Source organism: Caulobacter endophyticus (assembly GCF_029543245.1).
GTDB classification, from domain to species: domain Bacteria; phylum Pseudomonadota; class Alphaproteobacteria; order Caulobacterales; family Caulobacteraceae; genus Caulobacter; species Caulobacter endophyticus_A.
Genome location: NZ_JARQWV010000007.1, coordinates 179,779 through 204,667 on the forward strand (window position 1 = coordinate 179,779; position 24,889 = coordinate 204,667).

17 protein-coding genes are annotated in these 24,889 nt (G+C 69.5%); 8 read left to right on the forward strand and 9 right to left on the reverse strand.

Annotated features, from left to right (window positions below; translation table 11 throughout):
* The first annotated feature begins 284 nt into the window (after window positions 1-284).
* On the forward strand, window positions 285-596 hold the full coding sequence (locus P7A99_RS09045; protein WP_058347358.1) for a hypothetical protein: 312 nt from the start codon (window positions 285-287) through the stop codon (window positions 594-596).
* 262 nt (window positions 597-858) lie between these two features.
* Here the strand turns inward: P7A99_RS09045 and P7A99_RS09050 are convergent, their stop codons facing one another.
* The 5 genes from P7A99_RS09050 to P7A99_RS09070 all read right to left on the reverse strand — a co-directional run bounded on the left by P7A99_RS09050 (window position 859) and on the right by P7A99_RS09070 (window position 7,946).
* Window positions 859-2,439, reverse strand: a complete 1,581-nt coding sequence (locus P7A99_RS09050) for a globin-coupled sensor protein (RefSeq protein ID WP_277793552.1) — start codon at window positions 2,437-2,439, stop codon at window positions 859-861.
* 120 nt (window positions 2,440-2,559) lie between these two features.
* Window positions 2,560-3,708, reverse strand: a complete 1,149-nt coding sequence (locus P7A99_RS09055; RefSeq protein ID WP_277793553.1) for an acyl-CoA dehydrogenase family protein — start codon at window positions 3,706-3,708, stop codon at window positions 2,560-2,562.
* Window positions 3,709-3,792: 84 nt separating this feature from the next.
* Window positions 3,793-6,069, reverse strand: coding sequence for a S8 family peptidase (locus P7A99_RS09060; protein WP_277793554.1), 2,277 nt, complete (start codon window positions 6,067-6,069; stop codon window positions 3,793-3,795).
* 31 nt (window positions 6,070-6,100) lie between these two features.
* Window positions 6,101-7,540, reverse strand: coding sequence for an amino acid permease (locus tag P7A99_RS09065; protein ID WP_277793555.1), 1,440 nt, complete (start codon window positions 7,538-7,540; stop codon window positions 6,101-6,103).
* A 157-nt stretch (window positions 7,541-7,697) separates the two neighbouring features.
* Window positions 7,698-7,946 carry a DUF6356 family protein gene (locus P7A99_RS09070; protein WP_277793556.1) on the reverse strand — a complete coding sequence of 83 codons (249 nt, stop codon included), beginning with the start codon at window positions 7,944-7,946 and terminating at the stop codon, window positions 7,698-7,700.
* Between the two features lie 107 nt (window positions 7,947-8,053).
* Here P7A99_RS09070 and P7A99_RS09075 point away from each other — a divergent pair, with 107 nt between their 5' ends.
* Window positions 8,054-8,533, forward strand: a complete 480-nt coding sequence (locus P7A99_RS09075) for an Lrp/AsnC family transcriptional regulator (RefSeq protein WP_277793557.1) — start codon at window positions 8,054-8,056, stop codon at window positions 8,531-8,533.
* A gap of 155 nt (window positions 8,534-8,688) precedes the next feature.
* Here the strand turns inward: P7A99_RS09075 and nagA are convergent, their stop codons facing one another.
* The 3 genes from nagA to P7A99_RS09090 are packed head-to-tail and all read right to left on the reverse strand — an operon-like array spanning window position 8,689 to window position 11,674.
* Window positions 8,689-9,834 carry an N-acetylglucosamine-6-phosphate deacetylase gene (gene nagA / locus P7A99_RS09080; RefSeq protein ID WP_277793558.1) on the reverse strand — a complete coding sequence of 382 codons (1,146 nt, stop codon included), beginning with the start codon at window positions 9,832-9,834 and terminating at the stop codon, window positions 8,689-8,691.
* Window positions 9,834-10,901 (reverse strand): SIS domain-containing protein, encoded by a 1,068-nt coding sequence (locus P7A99_RS09085; RefSeq protein ID WP_431307653.1) that lies wholly within the window; start codon window positions 10,899-10,901, stop codon window positions 9,834-9,836. The genes nagA and P7A99_RS09085 overlap by 1 nt, the downstream gene beginning before the upstream one ends.
* Before the next feature lie 26 nt (window positions 10,902-10,927).
* On the reverse strand, window positions 10,928-11,674 hold the full coding sequence (locus tag P7A99_RS09090) for a GntR family transcriptional regulator (RefSeq protein WP_277793559.1): 747 nt from the start codon (window positions 11,672-11,674) through the stop codon (window positions 10,928-10,930).
* Between the two features lie 285 nt (window positions 11,675-11,959).
* Between P7A99_RS09090 and P7A99_RS09095 the strand changes: the two genes are divergently transcribed.
* The 4 genes from P7A99_RS09095 to nagE all read left to right on the forward strand — a co-directional run bounded on the left by P7A99_RS09095 (window position 11,960) and on the right by nagE (window position 21,517).
* On the forward strand, window positions 11,960-14,713 hold the full coding sequence (locus tag P7A99_RS09095; RefSeq protein WP_277793560.1) for a TonB-dependent receptor: 2,754 nt from the start codon (window positions 11,960-11,962) through the stop codon (window positions 14,711-14,713).
* A 217-nt stretch (window positions 14,714-14,930) separates the two neighbouring features.
* Window positions 14,931-17,243 (forward strand): family 20 glycosylhydrolase, encoded by a 2,313-nt coding sequence (locus P7A99_RS09100; RefSeq protein ID WP_277793561.1) that lies wholly within the window; start codon window positions 14,931-14,933, stop codon window positions 17,241-17,243.
* Window positions 17,244-17,265: 22 nt separating this feature from the next.
* Entirely contained in the window at window positions 17,266-19,773 is a 2,508-nt protein-coding gene (gene ptsP, locus P7A99_RS09105) for a phosphoenolpyruvate--protein phosphotransferase (protein ID WP_277793562.1), read from the forward strand.
* Between the two features lie 4 nt (window positions 19,774-19,777).
* Window positions 19,778-21,517: an N-acetylglucosamine-specific PTS transporter subunit IIBC gene (nagE, locus tag P7A99_RS09110; RefSeq protein ID WP_277793563.1), complete on the forward strand. Its 1,740-nt coding sequence runs from the start codon at window positions 19,778-19,780 to the stop codon at window positions 21,515-21,517.
* 158 nt (window positions 21,518-21,675) lie between these two features.
* Here the strand turns inward: nagE and P7A99_RS09115 are convergent, their stop codons facing one another.
* Window positions 21,676-22,872, reverse strand: coding sequence for an MFS transporter (locus P7A99_RS09115; RefSeq protein WP_277793564.1), 1,197 nt, complete (start codon window positions 22,870-22,872; stop codon window positions 21,676-21,678).
* Between the two features lie 205 nt (window positions 22,873-23,077).
* On the opposite strand from P7A99_RS09115, the gene P7A99_RS09120 reads away from it, so the two are divergent.
* A complete protein-coding gene (locus P7A99_RS09120) occupies window positions 23,078-24,079 on the forward strand; it encodes a LacI family DNA-binding transcriptional regulator (RefSeq protein ID WP_277793565.1) in 1,002 nt (333 codons plus the stop codon).
* A 237-nt stretch (window positions 24,080-24,316) separates the two neighbouring features.
* Window positions 24,317-24,781, forward strand: coding sequence for a hypothetical protein (locus tag P7A99_RS09125; RefSeq protein WP_277793566.1), 465 nt, complete (start codon window positions 24,317-24,319; stop codon window positions 24,779-24,781).
* Window positions 24,782-24,889 lie beyond the last annotated feature (108 nt).

Consider the following 24,889-nt stretch of genomic DNA (forward strand, 5'->3'; position numbering starts at 1 on the left):
GCGATCATCACGATAGAGTCCTAATAGTTCCTGACTTTGGTTAAGGATGATGGCCGCACCCTGTCGCACCCCGTATCGATGCGCGCGCATGCACGTGTTTTTGAGTCTAGAGTGCGGGGAATGTGGCGGCTTGGCGCCCTTCACAAGTCATTATGGTTATCGATAAGTAAATATCGATTATTCTTCGCTGACTCAGAATATCTTAACTCGCTCCTGGGAAAAGGTGCAGGCGTCCGGTTGGCGCAACGTCCAACGGACGAACAAAAAATACTAGGAGCAGCGGGATGAAATATCCGATCGCTATTGCCGCGGGAATCGCCGGCAGCTTTTTCGTCGCTCAGGCCGCTTCGGCCGCCGGCGGTTTCGAAGACCAAATGGGCCGCTGCCTCCAGCAGTTCGCCAACACCAAGGACGCCGCTCAGGTGATGCTCGAGTGCACCGCCGACGCCGGCAAGCTCTCGGCCTGCAAGGTCGTGGACAACAGCGCGGCCGGTAAGGGCTTCGACAAGGCGGCCATGTGCATCGCCGAGAAGCTGCCGATGGGCTCGAAGACCGGCACCGTGAAGGTTCCGTTCCGCTTCCCGGGCGGCGCGTAAGTCTTACGCGCCTTCCCAGAGGGGGTTTCAAGCGCCTCCGCTGGTCCAGGCCGGCGCATCCCGCAGGGGACGCGCCAAGGCCGGATCGGCGGGGGCGTTTTGCTGTCTGGAGCACGGGGTTTGCAAGTAACGCCGGGCATCTTCTTCTTCATCGATGCGGTTCCCAAGAAAAAGACCCGCCTTGCGGCGGGTCAGGTGAGGAGACGCGCGAAGAAACTGGTCGGAGCGCGCTACGCTAAGCCGCGCCCCGACGGCACAGAACTCAGTACTCTTCCCAGTCCTGCTCGATGGCGACGGCGGTCGAGCCGCGGTGCGCGCCGGGACGGGAGGCCACGCGGGGCGCGGCCGGGCGAGGGGCTGGACGGGCGGCCTGGGCCGGCGCCGCTTGGCGGGAGGTCTTGAAGCCGCCGACGAGGCGGGTCAGCTCGTTGGACTGGCCCTTCAGCGAGTGGGTCGCGGCGGTGGTCTGCTCGACCATGGCGGCGTTCTGCTGGGTGACCTGGTCCATCTGATTGACGGCGATATTGACCTGGGCGAGGCCGCTCGACTGTTCCTGGGCCGAGGACGAGATCTCGCCGACCAGGGCGTCGATCTCGGCCACCTTGACGACGATGCCGCGCAGGGCCTCGCCGGTCTGGCCGACCAGGGCCACGCCGGCCTCGACCTGCTTGGACGAGGCGCCGATCAGGCTCTTGATCTCCTTGGCGGCTTCCGCCGAACGCTGGGCCAGGGCCCGCACTTCCGAGGCGACGACCGCAAAACCCTTGCCCGCATCGCCGGCCCGCGCGGCTTCGACGCCGGCGTTGAGGGCCAGGAGGTTGGTCTGGAAGGCGATCTCGTCGATCACCCCGATGATGTTGCTGATCTCGCGCGAGCTGGTCTCGATCTCGCCCATGGCGGCGACGGCGTCGGTGACGACGATGCCCGAGCGCTCGGCGTCGGTCTTGGCGCCGGCCACCACGTCCGAGGCCTGGCGGGCGCCGGCGGCGGCGCGTTTCACCGTGGCGGTGATTTCGTCGAGGGCGGCGGCGGTTTCTTCCAGGCTGGCGGCCTGCTGTTCGGTGCGGCGCGACAGGTCGTCGGCGGCGACGCCGATTTCGTCGGTGCCCGAGCGGATGCCGTCGGTGGCGGCGGATACCGCGGCCATGGCTTCCTCCAGGGTCGCGACGGCGGCGTTGAAATCGCCCTTCAGCTTCTGGAAGTCGGAGGTGACCTCGATGTCGAGGCGCGAAGCCAGGTCGCCCTCGGCCAGGCGCGAAAGGGCCTCGCCCAGGGCCTGAACCACGGCGGTCTGGCTGCGTTCGTTGGCCAGACGCACCTCTTCCAGGCGCTTGCGCTCGGCCTCGATGGTCTCGAGATAGATCGAGATGGCGAAGTCCATGTCGAGCATGACCGCCTTCATCAGGGCCGAAACCGCGTCGCCGGCCTTTTCGGCGCCGTCGGCCTTGGCCATGAAGCCCTTGGGCCAGATCTCGCGGATGGCCGAGCGCATCAGGTGCTCGCTGACCAGGGCGTAGCCGCCGATGTACCAGCGCGGCTCCAGGCCGATGCGGGCGTGGGTCTCGCCGATCGTGCGCACGGCCTTGACGTAGGTGTCGCTGAAGTCGGCCTCGGCGATCACCGACCAGTGCGACTTCTGGCGATTGCCGGCCGCATCCATGTGGCGCTCGTCGCCGAAGAACTTGCGGGTCTCGGGCGTGGCCTTGACGCGATCGTAGAAGCCCTTCAGCGCCGGGCCGATTTCCCGCTCGATGAGCGGACGCAGAGCCCGCAGGGCCGCACGGGCTCGGTTGTCGAGACCCATGAACGCAACGCGGTCACTCAGTGCATAGTCCTGGCTCATCTGGCCGCTTCCCCGATTGAGATATCGGTGGTCACTCTCGCGGTCGATGGTTAATGCGCCAACAACTTTTCCCGTTTTGAGCGCGTCAGGACGTCGCACTCTACCGTGTTATGCTTGCGGCTATCCGCCACGCCGAAGAGTTTCCCGAGCAATGACCAGTTGCTGGATCTGGCTGGTGCCCTCGTAAATCCGGAAAATACGGACATCGCGATACAGCCGCTCGATGCCGTAGTCGGCCACATAGCCGGCTCCGCCGAAGATCTGCACCGCCCGGTCGGCGACGCGGCCGACCATTTCCGAGGCGAACAGCTTGGCCGCCGCCGCCTCCAGGGTCACGCCCTCGCTGGCGTCGCGCTTGCGGGCGGTTTCCAGCACCAGGGCGCGGGCGGCCAGGGCTTCGGTCTTGCTGTCGGCGAGCATGGCCTGGATCAGCTGGAAGCTGGCGATCGGCTGGCCGAACTGCTTGCGCTCGGATGCATAGGCCACGCAGTCGGCGATCAGCCGCTCGGCCACGCCCACGCAGACGGCGGCGATATGCAGGCGGCCGCGGTCGAGCACCTGCATGGCCACCTTGAAGCCCTCGCCCTCGGCCCCCAGCCGGTTCTCGGCCGGCACCCGCACGCCGTCGAAGGTTACGTCGTGGATGTGGGCGCCCTGCTGTCCCATCTTCTTCTCGGCCTTGCCCACGTGCAGGCCCGGCAGGCCGGCGGGCACGAGGAAGGCCGACACGCCCGAGCCGCCCTTGGCGTCGGGGTCGGTGCGGGCCATCACCGTGAACAGCGAGGCCTTGCCGGCGTTGGTGATGAACCGCTTTGAGCCGGTCAGGACGTAGTCTTCGCCGTCGCGCACGGCCCGGGTCTGCACCGAGGCGCTGTCGGACCCGGCCTCGGGTTCTGTCAGGGCGAAGGAGGTGACGGTCTCGCCCGAGGCGATGCCGGGCAGCCACCTGGCCTTCTGGGCCTCGGTCCCGAACATGACGAGGCCCTGGCTGCCGATGCCGACATTGGTGCCGAACACCGAGCGGAAGGCCGGCGAGGCGCGGCCCAGCTCGATGGCCACCAGCGCTTCGTCCTCCATGGAAAGGCCAAGGCCGCCGTGCTCTTCGGGGATCGACAGTCCGAACAGGCCAAGATCGCGCATCTCGGCGATCACGGCGTCGGGCACGGCGTCGTTCTCGGCCACCTGGGCCTCGATCGGCCGCAGGCGTTCGGCCACGAAGCGGGCGACCATGTCGAGCAGCTGGTCGCGGGTTTCGCGGTCGAGGGCCATGGCGGTTCCTTCCTGTTATCCGTCGCGTCAAACGATCGTTTTATTCGTCGACTTTAGACGGCGCGCGACGGAATGGAAGGGGCCTCAGAAGCGGGCGCGATAGGTGGCCGACAGGTTCAGCTCCGGATCGGCCGAGGCGTCGTGGCCGGGTTGAAGGGCCACCCCACCGCGCACCGTCAGGCGCCGCTCGCCGCTCAGGGCCTTTTCAAGGCCCAGCCGCAGGTCGATCTCGCGGCCGTCGGGAGAGGCGCTGAACCGCCGCGTCGAATAGGTCAGCGGATCCTCGTAGCTCAGCGGGGCGTCGGCCAGGGTGGTGGTGAAGCGGCCGGCCTCGATGCGCAGCGGCTGGGCGATCTCGAGGGTCAACTGGGCGCAGGACCAGCCGATCAGGCCGCAGTCGGCGGCCGCCGCCAGCCGCCAGGCGCCGCTGACCGCGCCGTCGAGGGCCAGCAGGCCGCCTTGCGCGTCCATCCGGCCCATCGAGGCCTCGGCCCGCAGGGTCACGCCCGGACGCGGTGAGATGTCGAAGGCCGCCGCCGTGAAGCGGGTGGTCGAAGGCAGGGCGAAGGTCGAGCTGGGCGCCAGGAACGAGCCCAGCGGACCCAGCGGTTCGTCCAGCGCGCCGGCGGTGATGCTGAGCACCCCGCCGCCGACCGCCGTCTGGCCGGTGGCGGCGACATAGCGCGAGGCCTTGATCTCGGTGGTCTGCAAGGGCAGGCGGCGCTCGGCCTCGCCCTGCTCGGCGCTGAAGGCGAAGCGGCCCAGGCGCACGGCCGCCTGAACGGTCTGGTCGGGGCGGGCCACCATGCGGAAGGCGTCGCGGCCTTCGGGGCCGGCGGGCGCGGGCGCGCCGCCCTCGCCCTTCCAGGTCGAGAAGCTGAAGCGCCCGAAGGCGGCCTGCATGCGCGCCGAGCGCATCGGCTGGGGCGCCAGCAGCAGGTCGGGCGTGCTGGCGTTGGGCATGTCCTCGAACAGCGGGGCCTCGGCGGTAAAGGCCAGTTGGGCGCCGGCCAGGGCGGGGCCGCCCAGAACCACCGAGCTGGAGGCCGCCGCCGGCGGCAGGTCGCCGACCCCGCGGCGCGAGGCTGACGGCACGGTTCCGGCCAGGTCGACCACGAAGCGCCGGTGATAGTCGTCGGTCAGCACGGTGGTCAGGGCGGTGGTGCGGGCCAGGGCGTTGCCGAACGAGCCGGCCAGGTTGGTGCCCGGGGCCGAGCCGTCGTCGAGGATCACGGCCGCGCCGTCGCCGGTCGCCAGGCTGCTGGTCCCGACCGGCTGGAAGGCCCGCGTCAGGTCGAGCGAGCCGCGGCCGTAGGTGGAGTCCGTGCCCGTCGCGCCCAGGTCGGCGGCGGTGCGCAGCAGGATCGACACCGCGTCGCGGCCGGAAATGTTGGGAAAGGCCTGCAACAGCAGGGCCAGGGCGCCTGAGACGTGCGGGGCGGCGAACGAGGTGCCCGAGATCCGCCAGCAGCTGCCGCTGGCGTCGCAGTCGGTGACCACCTCCTCGCCAGGGGCGACAATGTAGCCGTTGGCGGCGACGCCGGCGCGATTGGAGAAGCTGGACATCGTCCCGGCGCGCGACACCGAGCCCACGGCCAGCACCGAGCCGGAATAGCGGGAGTCGACCGCGTAGCGCGCCGGCCAGCCGGGATCGGCCTCGCCTTCGTTGCCGGAGGAGGCGGCGACGACCACCCCGGCGGCGGTGGCGCGGGCCAGGGCCGCTTCGAAGGTCGCGCCCAGCGGGTTCTCGCCGCCCAGCGACAGGTTGATCACCTTGGCCCCGTTCGCCACCGCGTAGTCGATGGCGCGGGCCAGGTTGGTCGAACCGAAGATGCAGTCTTCGCAGTCGGGGTTGGTCGAAACGGTGTCGGCGCGGATCGACAGGATGGTCGAGCCGTAGGCCACGCCGATCGTGCCCATGCCGTTGAAGTTGGAGGCGATGATCCCGGCCGAGCGGGTGCCGTGGCGGCTGGTCTCGAATGGCGTGTTGCGGCCGGCGACGATGTCCGTCGAGGCGGCCGACAGCCGGCCGGCGAGATCGGCCTGGGCCGGATCGACGCCCGTATCGATGACGGCGACGGTCACCCCCGCGCCGGTATAGCCCGCGTCGTAGGCGACATTGGCGTGGATCGCGGCCAGGCCCCAGCTGCGCTGGTACTCGGTGCTGCTGACGCTCGGGGGAGGCGGCGGCGGGGGGGGAGGGGGTGGTGGAGGTGGAGGCGGAGGCGGCGGAGGAGGCGTGGTCACCCCCGTCGAGGGACCACCTCCGCCTCCGCCGCCTCCGCAGCCGGTCACCAACAGGGCCGCGCCGAGGACGAGGGCGACAGGCCAGATGCGCAGGGCGCGGTCAAGATAGGTCATCGGAACCCCTCAAGCCCGCCCCGCCCTGACCTTACATCGACGGGGGCGAACCTTTCGCGAGGACACTGCGTCGCACGCCGTAAAGGAAGTATATCGCGAGGCCGATCAACTGGGCGTAGAAGAAGTACAGTTGCGTCTTGGCCGGGAGGCTGGCGAACAGATAGAGGCAGCCCAGGATCGCGCCGCCCGCCACTACCGGCCAGGCCGGGGTCGAGAACACGCGCGGACGCTCGGGCTCGCGCAGGCGCAGCACGATCACCGAGGCGCCGACGGCGATGAAGGCCGCAAGGGTGCCGGCATTGGCCAGCTCGGCGATCTCCTTCAGGGGCAGCAGGCCCGACAGCACCGCCGCCAGGACGCCGGTCAGCAGGGTCATCAGCACCGGCGTGCCGGTCTTGGCGTTCACCCGCGACAGGGCGCGGGGCAGCAGGCCGTCGCGGGCCATGACGAAGAAGATCCGGCTCTGGCCGTACATAAAGGCCAGGATCACGGTCGGCAGGGCGACGACGGCGGCCAGGGCCACGCCCTGGGCGACCTTGGGATGCTTCAGGGTTTCCAGGATGAAGACCAGCGGCGCTTCGCTGGTCGAGAACACCTCGGCGCGCGAGGCGCCGATCGAGACGGCGGCCACGATCATGTAGATGGCCGTGCAGGCGGCCATCGAGCCGACGATGCCGATGGTCAGGTCGCGCTTGGGGTTCTTGGTCTCCTCGGCGGCGGTCGACACCGCGTCGAAGCCGTAGAAGGCGAAGAAGATCAGGCTGGCGGCCGCCATGACGCCGACCTTGATGCCGTCGGGGCCCGGGGTGGCGGCGAAGCCCTTGGGCATGAAGGGCGTGAAGTGGGTCGCGTCGAAGGCCGGCAGGCAAAGGGCGACGAACACGGCCAGGGCGGCGATCTTGATCACCACCAGCACCATGTTGACCGTGGCGCTCTCGCGGGTGCCAAGCGCCAGAAGCCCGGCCACCGCCATCGAGATGATCACGGCCGGCAGGTTGATGAGGCCGTGGCGTCCGTCGGCCAGGGTGACGTGCGGTCCGGCCAGCAGGTAGTCGGGGAAGCCGGCGTGGGCGAACAGCTCGGTGGCGTGCGCCGACCAGCCCACCGCCACGGCGGCGCAGACCAGGGTGTATTCGAGGATCAGGCTCCAGCCGATCACCCAGGCCACCGGCTCGCCCATGGCGACGTAGCTGTAGGTGTAGGCGCTGCCCGAGGCCGGGATCATGGTCGACAGTTCGGCGTAGCACAGCGCCGCGCAGGCGCAGACCGCGCCGGCGATCAGGAAGGACAGGATCACGCCCGGACCGGCCAGGCCCGCGCCCACGCCCGTCAGGGTGTAGATGCCGGTGCCGACGATGGCGCCGACGCCCAGGGCCACCAGGTGGGGCCAACTCAGGGTCTTTTTCAGCGCCGGGCCGTCATGGCCGGCGTGCGCCGTGTCGATCGCCTTGCGGCGCGTCCAGAAACTCATGCTTGTCCTCCCGACTGCCGGGGGACCATGGCCGGGGATCGGCGACCCGCCAAGGGGGCGAGGCGCAAAGACGACGGATATTCGGCGCGGGGCCGAATTTGCGCCCTCCACGGACGAAACGCCGGTTCCAGCGCCCTCGAACCGAAGGATCGTCGGTTTAGATGGCCGCGTCGAAGGCCTGGAAGCTGACGGGCGCCGGGGCCGGGGCGCCCCGGCCCTTCATCCGGGCGTGCAGGGTCTTCACGCAGTTGCTGCCGGTGCGCTCGAACGCAAAGGGCAGGACGCCGTGGACCAGGCAGGCCAGGCCGGCGGCCACCATCGGCAGGCCGAAGCTCCAGGCCATGGCGAAATGCTCGCCATAGGTTTCGCCCACCTGCCTGGGGTGACGGGTGAAGAGCTCGAGCATCGCGGGTCCCTCCTCGATCGAGACCTGGAAGGATGCGCCGCGTCGGCAAGAAAGACATTGTCGATCTGCGGCCAAGGCGGCAGGTTGGGAGAATTCCCATCTCCGATATGCGAAGAAGCGAGATGATCGATCTCGATTCCATCGACCGCCGCCTGCTCGCCATCCTCCAGGAGGACGCCACCGCCTCGATCGCTGAGCTGGCCGAGCGGGTGGGGCTGTCCCAGACCCCGTGCTGGAAGCGGTTGAAGCGCTTGCAGGACACCGGCGTCATCACCGCCCGCGTCGCCCTGCTCGACCGCGAGGCGCTGGACCTGCCGCTGACCGTGTTCGTGGCGGTGAAGACCGGCCGCCACGACGAGGACTGGCTGGAAACCTTCGCCAAGGGCGCGGCGGCCCTGCCCGAGGTGGTCGAGTTCTACCGGATGGCCGGCGAGGTCGACTACCTGCTGAAGGTGGTGGTCAAGGACATCGCCGCCTATGACCGCTTCTACAAGCGCCTGATCGCCACCGCGCCGCTGACCGACGTGTCGTCCAGCTTCGCGATGGAGCAGATCAAGTTCACCACGGCCCTGCCGATCCCGATGTAGGGAGCAGGTTAGGCTCCGGTCCTCCCCAACCCCGTCCTTCCCCGCGAAGGCGGGGATCCAAGCGGGCTTTCAGGATGGGGCGCGGCCGTGGATCATCCGCAGACTCGGCTTGGGTCCCCGCCTTCGCGGGGAAGCTCGGTTGATAGGGTTGAAGCTTAGCCCTGTCCGTCGATCCAGGTCCGAACGACGTTGCGCCCCTCGTCCAGCAGCACGAGGTCGGCGGCCTTGCCGGGGGCGATCGTCCCGCGCTCAGCTGAAAGGCCCAGGAACGCCGCCGGCGCGGCCGAGGCGATCATCACCGCCTGTTCCAGCGACAGCCCCAGCATCGAGACGGCGTTGCGGACCGCGCCGATCATGTCGAGGTCCGAGCCGGCCAGAGTGCCGTCGGGGCCGACGCAGACGCCGTCCTGCACGGTGATCCGGCGGCCCTGCAGGTCGAAGCGCTTGTCGCTCATGCCGACGGTGGGCATGGCGTCGGTGACCAGCATGAAGCGGTCCAGCGGGCGGGTGCGCAGGGCGATGCGCAGGGTGGCGGGGTCCACGTGGCGGCCGTCGACGATAATGCCGCACCAGGCTTCCTGGCTCTCCAGGGCCGCGCCCACCGCGCCGGGCGCGCGGCTGGTCAGGGGCGACATGGCGTTGAACAGGTGCGTGAAGCCGGTCAGGCCCGCCGCAAGCGCGGCCTTCACCGTCTCGTAAGCTGCGTTGGTGTGGCCGGCGGCCACCACCACCCCGGCCTGCGCCAGGCGGCGCACCATGTCCGGCGTGGTCGTCTCGGGGGCCAGGGTGACCAGAGTCTTGCCGCGCTTCAGCGACGACAGCAGCCTGATCGCCGCCTCGTCGAGGACGCGGAACTTGTCGGCGTCATGGATGCCCTTGCGCTGCGCATTGAGGAACGGGCCCTCGATGTGCACGCCCAGAACGCCGGGCACGCCGGCCTCGATCGCGCTTTCCGTCGCCCGCATGGCCGCGTCGACCACGTCGAGATCGTCGCTGATCAGGGTGGGCAGGAAGCCCGTGGTGCCGAAGGCGCGGTGGGCCGCGCCGATGGCGGCGATGGTCTCCACCGTCGGCGCGTCGTTGAAGAGGACGCCGCCGCCGCCGTTGACCTGGGTGTCGATCAGGCCGGGAACCAGAAGGCCGCCGGCCAGGTCTTCAGTCGTCGCGTCGGCCGGAACGTCGGCGCGATCGACCAGGCCGACGATGACCCCGCCTTCGATCAGCAGGGCCTGGCCGTCGACGACGCCGGCGGGCGTCAGCACGGCGCCGTTGACCAGGGCGGTTTGAGGGGCGGTCGGCATCAGACGGTCTTCGTCACCTTGTTGAGGTGGGGCGGGCGGTCGGGATCGTAGCCGCGCGCCACCGACAGGCCGGCGGCCATGCGATAGAAGCTCTGCACCGCCAGGATGGGCTCCAGCACCGAATGGCCCGAGGCGGTCGGCAGCGTGGTCGCGCCCGAGGCTTCGCCGCCCGACAGCAGCACCGTTGCGCCGCGCTCGGCCAGGCCCTGGGCCATGGCGAGGGTGGAGTCGAAGGTCTCGTCGTGCTGGGCCAGCACGATGGCCGGGAAGCCGTCCTTCACCAGGGCCATCGGGCCGTGCAGCACCTCGGCGGCGCTGAAGGCCTCGGCGTGCAGGCCGCAGGTCTCCTTGAACTTGAGCGCCGCCTCCTGGGCGACGCCGAAGCCGACGCCGCGCCCCAGCACATAGAGGTTGGTCGCCTCGCGCAGGGCCTCGACGCCGGCGCTCCAGTCCTTGTCCCAGGCCTCCGCCAGGCCGGCGGGAAGGGTTTCCAGGGCGGTGGTCAGCTCGCTGTCGGCGGTCCAGGCGGCGACCAGCTGCACGATGGCCGACAGGGCGGCGATATAGGACTTGGTGGCCGCGACGCTGAGCTCGGGGCCGGCGTGCAGCGGCAGCACCGCGTCGGCCAGGGCGGCCAACGGCGAGGTCACGTCGTTGACCAGGGCCACGGTGAAGGCGCCGCCGGCCTTGGCGGACTCGACGGCCGCCAGCAGGTCGGGGCTTTTGCCCGACTGCGAGATGGCGATGTAGAGCACGCCCTCCAGGTCCTGCTGGGCGGCGTAGACCGACGACACCGACAGCGCCGCCGACGAGGTCAGCACCCCGGTGCGGGTCTCGATCAGGTACTTGGCGAAGGTGGCCGCGTGGTCGCTGCTGCCGCGGGCGCAGGTGACCACGGCCCGGGGCGGGTGGGCGCGCAGGCGCTCGGCGATCTTGCCCGCGGCCTCGGCGTTGGCCGCGATCTGACGCGCGACCACGGCCGACGCCTCGCCCGCCTCGAGGAACATGCGGGTGGCCTCGGCGGTGAGGGATTGCGCTTCGGGTCGGGTCAAGACGGTCGCCTCCAAGACGGCTTCCTTTACAAAAACAGAGATCAGGACAGGGCGTTCAGCTCGGCCACGAAGTCGTAGGCGTCGCCGCGATAGTAGGATTGGGTCACTTCCACCGGCCGGCCGTCCTTGAGGAAGCCGCGGCGCTCGATCAGCAGGCCGGCGTCCTTGATCGGCACGCCCAGCAGTTCGGCCTGCTCGCTGGCGAACAGGATGGCCCGCAGCCGCTGCAGGGCGCGCGCCGGGCGGTGGCCGGTCTTCTCCAGCGCCTCGTACAGCGAGGTGCCGACCACCTCGGTGGAGGGCAGGGCGAAGGCGGCGACGGTGGTGTATTCGACGGCCATCGGCGCGCCGTCGGCGTAGCGGATGCGGGCGAAGCGATAGACCGGCGTGCCGGGCGACAGGCCCAGGGTCAGCGACTCTTCCGGCGTCACCTGGCCTTCGCTGCGGCTGATCCATTCGCTGTGCGGGACGCGGCCGCGGGCGATCATGTCCTCGGTGAACGAGGACAGCTTCGAGAAGCTCTTTTCCACCCGGGCGGCGACGAAGGTGCCCGCGCCCTGGCGGCGCGTCAGCAGGCCCTCGCTGACCAGGCCGTCCAGCGCCTTGCGCACGGTGATGCGCGAGATGCTGAATTCTTCGGCAAGGTCGCGCTCGGCCGGCAGGGCGTCGTCGGGCGACAGGATCTTCTTCTGGATCGCCTCGCGCAGGGCGCGCTGCAGCTGCTTGTACAGCGGCGCGTGGTCCTGCCCGTGGCCGTCCAGGCCCCCGATCTTTTCGGAAAACAGCATCACGTTCCAACCCCCTGGCCCGAAGCCGACAGGCCAACCATCGCCCGGATGCGCCCCTCCGGGAGGGCGGCGCAACAGTGCATGACCATTTTCATACCAATTATATCGTGGTCTGCAATTGGTTCTTTTTAGGTCTTGTCAGGTGCAAAAATTTCGTCACAGTCACACTCCGAGGCCTGAGAAGTACCGCTCGTTGCGGGTTCGCCGCGAGAAATTGGTATCAGATTGGGCTTTGGGGTTCGGCTCCGGGTCCAGTGGCCCGGCACAAAGGGGAGAAGCCGAGTTATGAAGAGCATCCACAAGGCGGTTCTTACCGCTTCCGCCAGCTTGCTGGCCGTATTGGTCGCCGCGCCCGCGATGGCGCAGGAGACATCGACCTCCGTCGAGGAGGTGGTCGTCACCGGCATTCGCGCGTCGCTGCAGCAATCCATTCAATCCAAGCGTAACGCCGACGCCATCGTCGACGTGGTCACCGCCGAGGACGTCGGCAAGTTCCCGAGCTCGAACGTCGCCGAAGCGCTGACGATCGTTCCGGGCGTCACTGTCGACCGCCAGTTCGGCCAGGGCGAAAAGGTCTCGATCCTGGGGACGGATCCGGCCTTGAACCGCACCTTGCTGAACGGCCAGACCGTGGCCTCGGCCGACTGGTTCATCCTTGATCAGCCCGGCCGCACGTTCAACTACGCCCTGCTGGCGCCGCAGATCGTCGGCAAGGTCGAAGTGTACAAGTCGCCGGAGGCCCGCATCGACGAGGGCAGCATCGGCGGCACGGTGATCGTCAACACCCGCAAGCCGCTGGACCTGAAGGCGCTGACCCTCCAGGGCTCGCTGAGCTACCTCTATAACGACCGCTCCAAGAAGTCCGACCCGCAGGTCTCCTTCCTGGGCAGCTGGAAGAACGCCGACCAGACCTTCGGCATCGCAGTCTCGGCCCAGCACGCCAAGGACCAGCTGCGCCGCGACGGCATCGAGTCCTACGGCACCATTCCGGCCAGCTACTACAACGGCGGCAACCCGGAAAACCCGGTCAGCTCGATCACCAACGGCAACTGCACCGGAACCTGCGCCACCACCCTGGCGGCCAATCCGAACGCCCGCGGCGTCAACTCGCTGTCGGTCTCCTACTTCGAGCAGGAACGCGTCCGCGACAGCTACACCGCGGCCGTCCAGTGGCGTCCGACCGACGCCCTCGAGCTGAACTTCGACTGGCTGAAGATCAAGGCCACCTACGACAACACCAACCAGTCGCTGTTCGCCTTCCAGGGCAACACCTGGAACAGCCTGGGCGCGCTGACCGCGATCACCATCGAGGACAACGTCATCCGCAAGGCCTCGTTCAAGAACGCGCTCAGCGTTCTGGACGTGCAGTACCGCGAAGCCGAGCTGAACTCCGACACCTACCACTTCAACGGCAAGTGGACGGGCGACGGCTTCGACGTCTCGGGCGACCTGGGCTACTCCAAGGCCGACGGCGGCACCAAGCGCCAACTGTACGGGGAGTTCCTGAACTGGGCCGACTACACCGTCGACTTCACCGGTACGCCGGGTTCGCCGGGCGTGCTGACCTACACCAACCCCGCCGCCAACGGTAATCCGCTCGGCGACGCCAGCAAGTTCTCGTTCGACGGCGGCTGGGGCGCGGGCGATCCGTCGGTTCCGGGCGCGCCGAACTACAACTCCGGCTGGGGCGGCAACATCGTCTCCAAGCCGACCACCGACAAGGAAACCTACGGCCAGCTCGACTTCGGCAAGGACTTCGAGGGCGTGATCAAGCGCGTCCAGTTCGGCTACAAGTACCGTAAGCACGAGACCACCCAGGCCATGTCGGGCGTCACGGTCGCCGTCTACGGCAACCCGGCCAGCGCCTCGCAGTTCAGCCCGTCGATCGTGCCCAGCAACTATCTGAAGGGCTTCGACGGCGTCACTGATGCCATGGGTAGCCGCTTCAAGATCGATGGCAAGGCGCTCGCCGACTACATCGACCGCGGCGGCTACCTGCGTCCGTGGCAGGCCAAGCCGGTTCCGACGGTGTTCGGCAACGCCGAGTTCACCGCCCAGAACTGGGGCATCGAAGAGACCATCAACGCCCTCTACGGCCAGGCCGACTTCCAGGCCGAGAACGTGCGCGGCAACTTCGGCCTGCGCTACGTGAAGACCGAGTCCGACAGCGGCGGCTATGCCTGCGTGCGTCAGACCGCCACCGGCTGCGGCACCACCGCCGCCGACTGGGCCTGGAAGGTGCAGTCCAAGAAGTACGAGGACTTCCTGCCCAGCCTGAACGTCATCGTCGATGTGCAGCAGGACCTGGTGTTCCGCTTCGCCGCGGCTCAGGTGATCTCGCGTCCGAACTACGCCGACATGTCGAACTACTTCTGGCTCTCCGACCAGATCCTGACCGGCGGCGGCGGCAACCCCGACCTGAACCCGTACAAGTCCAGCAACGTCAACGCCTCGCTGGAATGGTACTTCGCGCCGGAAGCCATCCTGTCGGCTGAAGTCTTCCACAAGGACATCAGCAACTACATCCTGCAGCAGACGGTCGCCGAGCAGCACTTCAACCAGGCGCGCAACGCGGTCACCACCTACCAGATCAGCCGTCCGACCAACGCCGGTTCGGCCACGGTCAAGGGCCTGGCGGTGGCCTACCAGCAGACCTTCGGCATGGGTTTCGGCCTCCTGGCCAACTACACCTATGCTGACGGTGAAGCCGACGGCGGCTCGCCGCTGCCCTACAACTCCAAGCACCAGATCAACGTCAGCCCGTTCTACGAGAACGGTCCGTTCTCGGCCCGGGTGACCTACAACTGGCGCTCGAAGTACTTCACGGGCCTGGATCGCGGCGACCAGATGTTCGTCCGCGCCTTCAAGGGCCTGGACGCGACCGCCGGCTACGCCTTCAGCGAGAACGTCAACCTGTCGGTCTCGGCGCAGAACCTGCTCGACAGCGAGTACTACGCCTACGCCAACACGATCACGCTGCCGCGCGGCGTCTATCGCACCGGCCGCAAGCTGCAGGCGACTCTCAACGTCGCCTTCTAAGCCAAAAGTCCCGAGGCGCGCCGTTCCGCGCGGCGCGTCTCGGAGACCATCGATTTGCATCGCGCGCGGCTTGGTTCAGGATCGCCCTCATGACCCGCCAGGCCGCGCCGATCGCCCTCATTCCCCTCCTGACTGCAAGCAGCGAGCTGGGGCGGGACGGCTTTGGCCGGCCCGCCCGCCTTTTTGCCGACTGCCTGCCGGTGAGAGCGTCCCGCACATGATTGAAATCCGTCGCGCCGCCCTGTTCCTGGCCAGCGCCGCCTGCGTGGTCCTGGCCGCGCCGGCCCTGGCCGCCGAGCCGCTGACCCTGACCCCCGCGCCGGTGAAAGCGAAGGCGGTCGAGGGCAGCTTCCGCCTGACCGCCACCACCCGCATCCACGTCGCCAAGGGCGACGTCGAGGCGAAAGGCGTGGCGCTCCAGCTTTCCGACCTTCTGCACCGCGCCCGTGGGATCCGCCCGGCGGTGGTGGAGGGCGAGCCCGCCGCCGGCGAGGCGGCCATTTCGCTGGTGCGCGGCGGCCCCGACGGCGAGGGCTACGACCTCGACGCGGCCCCCGGTGGCGTGAAGATCACGGCGCTCAAGCGGGCGGGCCTGTTCTACGGCGCGATCAGCCTGTGGCAGCTGGCGGTGCAGGACGAGGCCAAGGGCCCCGTCGACGTGCCGGCGGCCAAGGTCGAGGACGCCCCGCGCTTCGCCTGGCGCGGCTTCATGCTCGACAGCGCCCGCCACTACCAGTCGATCGACACCATCAAGCTGCTGATCGACGGCATGGCCGCCCACAAGCTCAACACGCTCCACTGGCACCTCGTCGACGACCAGGCCTGGCGGCTGGAGATCAAGAAGTATCCGAAGCTGACGCAGGTCTCGGCCTGGCGCACCCCGGCCGGCGCGGCCGCCCGCGACCCGAAGACCGGCAAGCCGGTGCGCTATGGCGGCTTCTACACCCAGGATCAGGTGCGCGACCTGGTCGCCTACGCGGCCGCCCGCAACGTCACCATCGTTCCCGAGATCGAGATGCCGGGCCACGCCCTGGCGCCGATCGTGGCCTATCCGAAGCTGGGCCTGACGCCCAATCCACCGGCCCTGGCCATGCACGACTGGGGGATCTTCCCCTATCTCTACAATGTCGACGACGAGACCTTCGGCTTCCTGAACGACGTGCTCGACGAGGTCATGGACCTCTTCCCGTCGCCGTACATCCACGTCGGCGGCGACGAAGCCGTGAAGGACCAGTGGAAGGAAAGCGCGGCGATCCAGGCCAAGATCAAGGAACTGGGCGTCAAGGACGAGCACGGCCTGCAGAGCTGGTTCATCCAGCGGGTCGAAAAGCACATCAACGGCCGCGGCCGCCGCCTGATCGGCTGGGACGAGATCCTCGAAGGCGGCCTGGCCCCCAACGCCACGGTGATGTCGTGGCGCGGGATCGAGGGGGCCATCGCCGCCGCCGGCCAGGGCCACGACACCGTGCTGTCGCCCGAGCCGACGCTCTATTTCGACCGCCGCCAGAGCACCTCCGTCGACGAGCCGCCGGGCCGCATGACCGTCAGCAGCCTCAAGGACGTCTACCAGTTCGACGCCGCGCCCGACGCCCTGACGGCCGACCAGCGCAAGCACATCCTGGGCGTCCAGGCCAATCTGTGGGTCGAGCACATCCGCACCGACGAGCGGGTGCAGCTGATGGCCTTCCCGCGCCTGGTGGCCCTGTCGGAAACCGCCTGGACCCAGGAAGAGCGCCGCGACTGGCAGGGCTTCACCACCCGCATCCCGGCCCAGATGGCCCGGCTGAAGGCGCTGGGCCTGAAGGCCAACACCGCGCCGTTCGAGCCGCAGGCGACCTTGCGTCCCGGCCAGGGCGGGGCGATCGCCGCCAGCCTGAAGAGCGGGCTGGAGCTGGGCCAGATCCGCTACACCACCGACGGTTCGGAGCCGACCACGGCCTCGCCGGCCTATGGCGAGACGCTGTCGCTGAAGGCGGGGACCACCCTGAAGGCCCGCAGCTTCCAGGGCGACGCCCCGCTGGGCCGCACCCGCGCCTGGACCGCCACCCAATGGGCCGCCGAGACCCGCGTCAGCCGCCAGCTGGAGCTGTGCGGTAATGCGATCCCGTTATTGTTCGAGGACGACGCGCCCGAGAACGGCCGCGACGGCGAGCGCGCCATCTTCGCCACCGACGTCATGAAGCCGTGCTGGGTGTGGAAGGGCGCCGACCTCTCCAAGGGTCTGAAGCTCACCGCCCGGGTCGGCCAGACGCCGTGGAACTTCCAGATCGGCAAGGCCAAGGACCAGATCGTGGTGCGTAAACCCGCCACGCCCGACGGCGAGCTGGAGGTTCGCGTGGGCGGCTGCGAGGGCGAGCGCATCGCCGCCATCCCGCTGGGCAAGGCCGGTCGCGGCCCGGGCCTGGGAACGGTCAGCGGCGCCCTGCCGGCTCGCGACGGCGTCCACGACCTGTGCTTCAGCTTCACCGCCAAGGGCCTCGATCCGATGCCCGCCCTCGACCGCGTCACCCTGACGGCGGCCGGCCAGTAACTTCCCGACGAGAGTTCCCCACGTGTCCACCCTCGTTCTTTCCGCGCCGCTCCAGGGGTGGGTCGCCCCGCTCGACGAGACGCCGGACGCCGTCTTCGCCGAACGCATGCTGGGCGACGGCCTGGCCATCGATCCGACTGGCCAGGTGCTGCACGCGCCCTGCGACGGGCGGGTGATCACCGTCCATCGCTCGCGCCACGCCGTCACCCTGCGGGCCGACAACGGCGCCGAGATCCTGATGCATGTGGGCCTGGAGACCGTGGCGCTGGACGGCGAGGGCTTCACCGTCCACGTGGCCGAGGGTCAGGCGGTCAAGGCCGGCGATCCGCTGATCGGCTTCGACCTCGATCTCCTGGCGCGCAAGGCCAAGAGCCTGATCACCCCGATCGTGGTGACCAACCCCGACGCCTTCTCGATCGTCCGCCGCGAGCAGGACCGCGAGACCGGCGTCGGCGGCTTCCTGATGGAGCTGGTCCCGGCCGGCGGGGCCAAGGCCGCCGTCGTGGTGGCCGAGGGAGAGGTGACGCGCGAGGTGGTCGTGCCGCTGGTGCATGGCATCCATGCCCGTCCGGCCGCCCGCATCGCCGAGACCGCCCGCAAGTTCGCGGCGGAAGTGGCGCTCGTCGCCGTCAACCGCCGCGCCAGCGCCAAGAGCCCTGTGGGCGTCATGTCGCTGGCCATCCGCCTGCACGACCGCATCACCATCGCCGCCTGCGGCGTCGACGCCGACTTCGCCGTGGCCGCCGTCGCCGAGCTGATCGAGGGCGGCATGGGCGAGAGCGCCCATGAGGCCGGCGCGCCCGCCGCCGAGGAGGCCGCACCCGTCGTCGTCGCCCCCGCCGAGCCGGCCGAGCCGGGCGTGCTGCGCGGGGTGATGGCCGCTCCGGGCCTTGCCATCGGCCAGGCCGTGCGGCTGGTCGCCGACGAGATCGTGGTGGTGGAGACCGGCGCCGGCGCCAGCGCCGAGCTGACCGCCCTGGACGACGCCCTTTGCCAGGTCCGCGACCGCATCGAGGCTTCGGCCGCGAAAGGTGACAGCGCCCGCAAGGCGATCCTGGGCGCGCACCTCGCTTTCCTGGAAGATCCCGAACTGACCGCCGCGGCCCGCAAGCTGATCGGCGAGGGCAAGAGCGCCGGCTTCGCCTGGCGGCGCGCCGTCGGCGGCTATGTCGAGGCCCTGCGCGGCCTGGGCGACCGCCGCCTGGCCGAGCGCGTCGACGACCTGGTCGACCTGGAGCGCCAGGTGCTGCGCGCCCTGACCGGCGAGGAGGAGACCACCCGCTTGCTGCCGGCCGGCGCGATCCTGCTGGCCGACGAGCTTCTGCCCTCCCAGCTGATGGGCGTGGATCCCAGCCAGGTCGCCGGCTTCGCCACCGCGCGCGGCGGTCCGACCTCGCACGTGGCCATCCTGGCCGCCGCCATGGGCCTGCCGGCCCTTGTGGCCGTGGGCGCCGGCGCGCTGGAAATCACCGACGGCACGGCCCTGATCCTCGACGCGGAAGGGGGAAGGCTGCGCGTGGCGCCGGACGCCGACGCCCTGGCCGCCGCCCAGAGCGCCATCGCCGCCCGCCACGAGCGGCGAGCCGCCGCCAAGGCCGCCGCCCACCAGGAAAGCCGCACCGCCTGCGGGATGCGCATCGAGGTGTTCGCCAATGTCGGCTCTGAGAAGGACGCCCTGGCCGCCGTGGCCAACGGGGCCGAGGGCTCTGGCCTGTTGCGCACCGAGTTCCTGTTCCTCGACCGCGACACCCCGCCCGACGAGGACGAGCAGGCTCGCCAGTACCAGGCCGTCGCCTCGGCCCTGGACGGCCGGCCGCTGATCATCCGCACGCTGGACGTGGGCGGCGACAAGGCCGCGCCCTACCTGCCGATCCCGACCGAGGAGAACCCGGCCCTGGGCCTGCGCGGCGTGCGCGTGTCGCTGTGGCGTCCGCATCTGCTGAAGACCCAGATCCGCGCCATCCTGCGGGTGAAACCGCTGGGTCAGTGCAGGATCATGGTGCCGATGGTCGCCAGCCTGGCCGAGCTGCGCGCCGTCCGCGCCGTGCTCGACGAGGCCAAGCGCGAGATGGGCGTCGCCGAGCGCATCGAGCTGGGCGTGATGATCGAGACCCCGGCCGCCGCCATGACCGCCGACCTGATCGCCGCCGAGGCCGACTTCCTGTCGGTGGGCACCAACGACCTGACCCAGTACGTGCTGGCCATGGACCGCGGCAATCCGGAGCTGGCCGCCCGCATCGACGCCCTGCATCCGGCCGTGCTGCGGATGATCGACCAGACCTGCAAGGGGGCGGCCAGGCACGGCCGCTGGGTCGGCGTCTGCGGGGGGCTGGCCTCGGACCTCGTCGCCGTGCCGGTGCTGCTGGGCCTGGGCGTGACCGAGCTTTCGGCCACCGCCGCCGTCGTGCCCGAGGTGAAGGCCCTGGTGCGCCGGCTGTCGCTGCCGGCCTGCCGCGACCTCGCCGCCAAGACCCTGGACCTGACCTCGCCCGAGGCGGTCCGCGACCTCGCCAAGTCCTTCGGAGCCTGAGCCGATGAAGTCTCCGCTCGAAATCCTCCAGCCCCTGGGCCGGGCCCTGATGCTGCCGATCGCGGTGCTGCCGGTGGCGGGCCTGCTGCTGCGGTTCGGCCAGCCCGACCTGATGAACATCCCCTTCATCGCCGCCGCCGGCGAGGCGATCTTCTCCAACCTCGGCCTGTTGTTCGCCATCGGCGTGGCCGTTGGCCTGGCCAAGGAGAACAACGGCGCGGCGGGCCTGGCGGGCGTGGTCTGCTTCCTGATCGCCACCGAGGGGGCCAAGGCCCTCCTGCACGTGCCGCCCGAAGTCGTGGCCGGCCTGCCCAAGGAGGCGGTCGATCTGGCCGGGCCGGCCTACAAGGCCAAGGCTCTCTCCAAGCTCAGCGTGCCGATCGGCATCATTTCCGGCGTCATCGGCGGGCTGTTCTACAACCGCTTCTCCGGCTTCAAGCTGCCGGAGTACCTGGCCTTCTTCAGCGGCCGGCGCTTCGTGCCGATCATCTCGGGCGTGGCGGGCCTGGTGCTCGCCCTGCTGGTGGGCTTCGGCTACGACGGCATCAACGGCGCGGTCGACGGCGCCAGCCGCGGGATCGTCGGCTCGGGCGAGATTGGCCTGTTCGTCTACGGTTTCCTGAACCGGCTGCTGATCGTCACCGGCCTGCACCACATCCTCAACAACATCGCCTGGTTCGTGATCGGCGACTTCCACGGCTCGACCGGCGACCTGCGGCGCTTCTTCGCCGACGATCCCAGCGCCGGGGCGTTCATGAGCGGCTTCTTCCCGGTGATGATGTTCGGCCTGCCGGCAGCGTGCCTGGCCATGTTCCACACCGCCCGTCCCGAGCGGAAGAAGGCCGTGGGCGGCATGCTGTTCTCTCTGGCCCTGACCTCGTTCCTGACCGGCGTCACCGAGCCGATCGAGTTTTCCTTCATGTTCCTGGCCCCGATGCTCTACGCCGTGCACGCGGTGCTGACGGGGCTGTCGATGGCGGTGATGAACGCGCTCGACATCAAGCTGGGCTTCACCTTCTCGGCGGGTCTGTTCGACTACGTGCTGAACTTCGGCAAGGCGACGCACCCGCTGTGGCTGCTGCCGCTGGGGGCGGTCTATTTCGGCCTCTATTACGGCCTGTTCCGCTTCTTCATCGTCAAGTTCGACCTCAAGACCCCCGGCCGCGAGCCGGCAGAGGAGGCCGCGGCCCTGGCCGCCGCGCCGGCGACGAGCGCGGGCGGACGCGGCGCCGACTTCGTGCTGGCCCTTGGCGGTTCGAAGAACCTGGTCAGCGTCGACGCCTGCACCACGCGGCTTCGCCTGATCGTCGCCGACCAGAAGGCGGTCGACGAGGCCCGCCTGAAGGTGCTGGGCGCGCGGGGGATCGTGCGGCCGTCCGACAAGGCGCTGCAGGTGGTGCTGGGTCCGATCGCCGACGAGGTGGCCGGCGAGATCCGCGCCGCCGCCGGGGCGGGCGTCCAGGCGCCGGTCACCGAGGCGGCCGCGCCGGTCAAGGCCGCCGACCCGAAGGCGGCAAAGGCCCTGCTGCCGGGTCTTGGGGGCGGCGCCAACATCGTCTCGGTCAGCGCCTGCTCCAGCCGCCTGCGGCTGGAACTGGCCGATCCGGGTAAGCTGGACGAAGCCGCGCTGAAGGCGGCCGGCGTCCGGGCTCTGGTCCGGCTGGACGGGCCGGTTGTCCATTTGGTGCTCGGGCCCAATGCCGAGGCGGTGGCCCTGGCGATGGGGGAAAAAGCGACCGTTTAGCGCTCGATCCCTTCATTGCTTTCCTGGGCCTTGTGCCCAGGACCCATGCGTCAGCCTGCTCAGACCTTTTCAGCTTGATCGAGGTCTGAGCGGTCGCCGGCATGGGCCCTCGCCACAAGGGCGAGGGAAACGGGATGGGGATAGCCCGGGCGAGCGCGTTAAGCCGCCGCCAGCGCCCGCTCGCGGCGATCGTCCCAGACGGCGATGGCCCAGATCACGAAGCCGCCGGCCGCCAGGGCGCAGCCGACCCAGCCGGTCGAGCGCCAGCCGAAGCCGGAGGCCACCGCCATGCCCGCCAGCCACGGACCCAGCGCGTTGGCGGTGTTGAAGGCCGAGTGGTTCAGCGCCGCCGCCAGGGTCTGGGCCTCGCCGGCCACGTCCATCAGGCGGGTTTGCAGGGCCGCGCCCAGGCCGCCGCCGCAGCCGATCAGGAACACCACCGGGACCAGGGTCCACAGGCTGCCGACGGCCAGGGGGTAGAGGGCCAGGGAGGCGACGCTCCACAGCAGGATGGCGCCGACGGCCGGCATCAGGGCGCGGTCGGCGGCCCAGGCGCAGACCAGGGTGCCGGCGGTCATGCCCAGGCCGAACACCATCAGCACCAGCGGCAGGGCGGACGGCGAGGCGTGGGTCACCTCGACCAGGGTCGAGGCCAGGTAGGTATAGACCGCGAACATGCCGCCAAAGCCGATGGCGCCGATGCCCAGCGTCAGCCACACGCGGCGGCTGGCCAGCGCCGACAGCTCGCGCAGGGGACTGGCGTCCTTGGGCGCGGCCTCGCGCGGGGCTAGCAGGAACACCGAGATCGCCGTCAGGGTCGCCAGAGCCGAGACGATGACGAAGCCCCAGCGCCAGCCGATCCATTGACCCACGGCGTTGGCCAGGGGCACGCCGACGATGGTGGCCACGGTCAGGCCGATCATCACCCGCGCCACCGCCGAGGCCCGCTTGTCGGGCGCAGCCAGCGAGGCGGCGACCAGGGCCGCGACGCCGAAATAGGCCCCGTGCGGCAGGCCGCTCAGAAAGCGGAAGATGACCATGGTCTCGAAGGTCGGCGACAGGGCCGACAGGCCGTTGCCGATGGCGAACAGCACCATCAGGCCGACCAGCAGGGTGCGGCGGGCGATCCTGGCCGCCAGCACCGCGATCACCGGCGCGCCGACGACGACGCCCAGCGCATAGGCGCTGATGGCGTGGCCGGCCGTCGGCTCGTCGACGCCCAGGGTGCGGGCGAAATCGGGCAGCAGGCTCATCGAGGCGAACTCGGTGGTGCCGATGGCGAAGCCGCCCAGGGCCAGGGCCAGTTGGACGAGGCCTGCGGACGGAGCGCTGCGGGCGGACGGGTGGGCGCTCATGGCGGACCTTGCTGGGGCGAAAGAGCAGCAAAGCCGGTCGCGCGCGCGCCTATCGCCCGCCCGGACGCGGAGGCCCGGCGGAGACGGCGCGCGGTTGAGGGCCACGCTGCGGTTGGTCGAATGTGTGCATAGCTATTCACTCGCCATTCCGAACGCAACCCTCTAAAGACGATGGGGAGGGGAAAAGGGTGCGAGGGATCGCCGCATGAGCGGAAACTGGCGACCGCCGTCGTCGACCGACGTGGCCAGGGCGGCGGGGGTGTCGCAGTCGGCGGTGTCGCGCGCCTTCACGCCGGGCGCCCGGATCGCCGAGGCCACGCGCGCGAGGATCCTGGAGGCGGCCGAGGCCCTGGGCTATCGCCCCAACCTGCTGCCCAAGATCCTGCAGACCAACCGCTCGGGCATCGTCGCCGTCGTGGTCGGCGGCTTCTACAACCCCTACTTCGCCATGACGCTTGAGGCCTTCTCCAAGGCCCTGACGGCGGCCGGCCGACAGATGATGCTGGTGCGGGTCGACAGCGACCGCATCCTCGACGGGGTGGTCGACCAACTCGCGGGATACCGCGTCGACGCCGTCGTCTCGGCCCTGGCCCTCACCTCGCAGGCCGCCGCCGACCAGCTGTCGAAGCTGCGCATCCCGATCGTCACCCTGAACTCGGACCTGGCGGGCGACTGGATCCGCTCGGTGTCGTCCGACAACTTCGCGGCCGGGGTCGCGGCCGCGCGGCTGCTGCGCGAGCGGGGCGGGACGCGCTTCGGCTTCGTGGCCGGTCCCGCCGACAGCCCGGCCCAGGTCGCCCGCGAGGCCGGGTTCGCCCATGGCCTGGCCGAGCTCGGCATGGCGTCGGCGATGCGGGCAGGCGGCGGCTACGACTATGCCAGCGGCGCGCGGGCGGCGCGGGACCTCTTCTCCGGCGGTGAGCGGCCCGACGCCCTGTTCTGCGCCAACGACCTGGCGGCCTTCGGGGTCATCGACGTGCTGCGCGAGGACTTCGGCCTGGGCGCCCCTGGCGAGGTGCTGTTGGTCGGCTACGACAATCTCGACATGGCCGCCTGGGCTCCCTACCGCCTGACCTCGTTCGACCAGGACATCCAGGCCCATGTCGCCGCGGCGATGGAGCTGCTCGACCTGGAAGCCGGCGCGACCTGCGTGGCGCGGGTCGTGCCCTCGCGGCTGGTCGAGCGCGAGAGCACGCTGCGCTCCTGAAGGTCGGCGATCGCGTTGCACAAACGGCCGCGAGCCCCACGCTGGCCCGCTCAATGCTGCCTGTCCGTCGCCTTTCCGATCGGTAGTCCCGACGTTTGGGAGGAGCGACTTCGCCTGGAGATCATTGTTGCTAATTATGCTATTTTTGGTTGATCGCTCCTAACGCGCTGTCTAGCTTCACCGTCGTAAAAGTAGTGCCATTAGGAGATGGAAGTGCGCGTTCTTACAGCGACAGAAATGTCGTGGATTGCTGGCGGCTACGACAGCGTGGATGAGATCACCGTCGAGCCGCCGACCGATGACGATGATTGGGAATGGGAAGACGATCCCTGGGAGCCCGAGCCGCCGGAATTCCCGGATGACGACTATACGCCGCCCACCGGCGGCTATCAGCCGATCAGCAACTACGTCCAGAACCTGGTGAAGGGCATCCTGGACTCGATGTGGTTCGCGCCGAACACGATCCTGGCGCGCAACGCCACCACCCAGTTCAATCCGGACAACAAGGTCGCTTCGACCTGGATCCAGGCGGACCTGCTGGGCGTGAAGGTCACCTACGAGCTGCAGTACATGACCGACGGCAGCTTCTACATCGACTTCGACAAGAACGGCACGCCCGAGAGCCACCTGAAGGAAATCAACGGCAGCCTCTACATCGACAACAACAACGACGGCGTCTTCGAAACGAAGGTCGCCGGCTAAGGCCCTTTAAGTGGTCGGCTCGTCCCGGGAGGATGCATCTCCCGGGGCGAGACCGATCAGGTTGGATAGTTCAAGCGTATGGTCGAGTCTGCCGGGACGCGCCGAGAC

Bases quoted from the DNA above. Each gene is read 5' to 3' on its own strand.
- P7A99_RS09075 (WP_277793557.1), top strand. From the start codon at position 8,054: ATGCGAAGAAGCGAGATGATCGATCTCGATTCCATCGACCGCCGCCTG.
- P7A99_RS09070 (WP_277793556.1), bottom strand. From the start codon at position 7,946: ATGCTCGAGCTCTTCACCCGTCACCCCAGGCAGGTGGGCGAAACCTAT.
- P7A99_RS09090 (WP_277793559.1), bottom strand. From the start codon at position 11,674: ATGCTGTTTTCCGAAAAGATCGGGGGCCTGGACGGCCACGGGCAGGAC.
- P7A99_RS09055 (WP_277793553.1), bottom strand. From the start codon at position 3,708: ATGGCCCTCGACCGCGAAACCCGCGACCAGCTGCTCGACATGGTCGCC.
- nagE (WP_277793563.1), top strand. From the start codon at position 19,778: ATGAAGTCTCCGCTCGAAATCCTCCAGCCCCTGGGCCGGGCCCTGATG.
- P7A99_RS09125 (WP_277793566.1), top strand. From the start codon at position 24,317: ATGTCGTGGATTGCTGGCGGCTACGACAGCGTGGATGAGATCACCGTC.
- P7A99_RS09050 (WP_277793552.1), bottom strand. From the start codon at position 2,439: ATGAGCCAGGACTATGCACTGAGTGACCGCGTTGCGTTCATGGGTCTC.
- P7A99_RS09065 (WP_277793555.1), bottom strand. From the start codon at position 7,540: ATGAGTTTCTGGACGCGCCGCAAGGCGATCGACACGGCGCACGCCGGC.
- P7A99_RS09115 (WP_277793564.1), bottom strand. From the start codon at position 22,872: ATGAGCGCCCACCCGTCCGCCCGCAGCGCTCCGTCCGCAGGCCTCGTC.
- P7A99_RS09060 (WP_277793554.1), bottom strand. From the start codon at position 6,069: ATGACCTATCTTGACCGCGCCCTGCGCATCTGGCCTGTCGCCCTCGTC.
- P7A99_RS09120 (WP_277793565.1), top strand. From the start codon at position 23,078: ATGAGCGGAAACTGGCGACCGCCGTCGTCGACCGACGTGGCCAGGGCG.
- nagA (WP_277793558.1), bottom strand. From the start codon at position 9,834: ATGCCGACCGCCCCTCAAACCGCCCTGGTCAACGGCGCCGTGCTGACG.
- P7A99_RS09045 (WP_058347358.1), top strand. From the start codon at position 285: ATGAAATATCCGATCGCTATTGCCGCGGGAATCGCCGGCAGCTTTTTC.
- P7A99_RS09100 (WP_277793561.1), top strand. From the start codon at position 14,931: ATGATTGAAATCCGTCGCGCCGCCCTGTTCCTGGCCAGCGCCGCCTGC.
- P7A99_RS09095 (WP_277793560.1), top strand. From the start codon at position 11,960: ATGAAGAGCATCCACAAGGCGGTTCTTACCGCTTCCGCCAGCTTGCTG.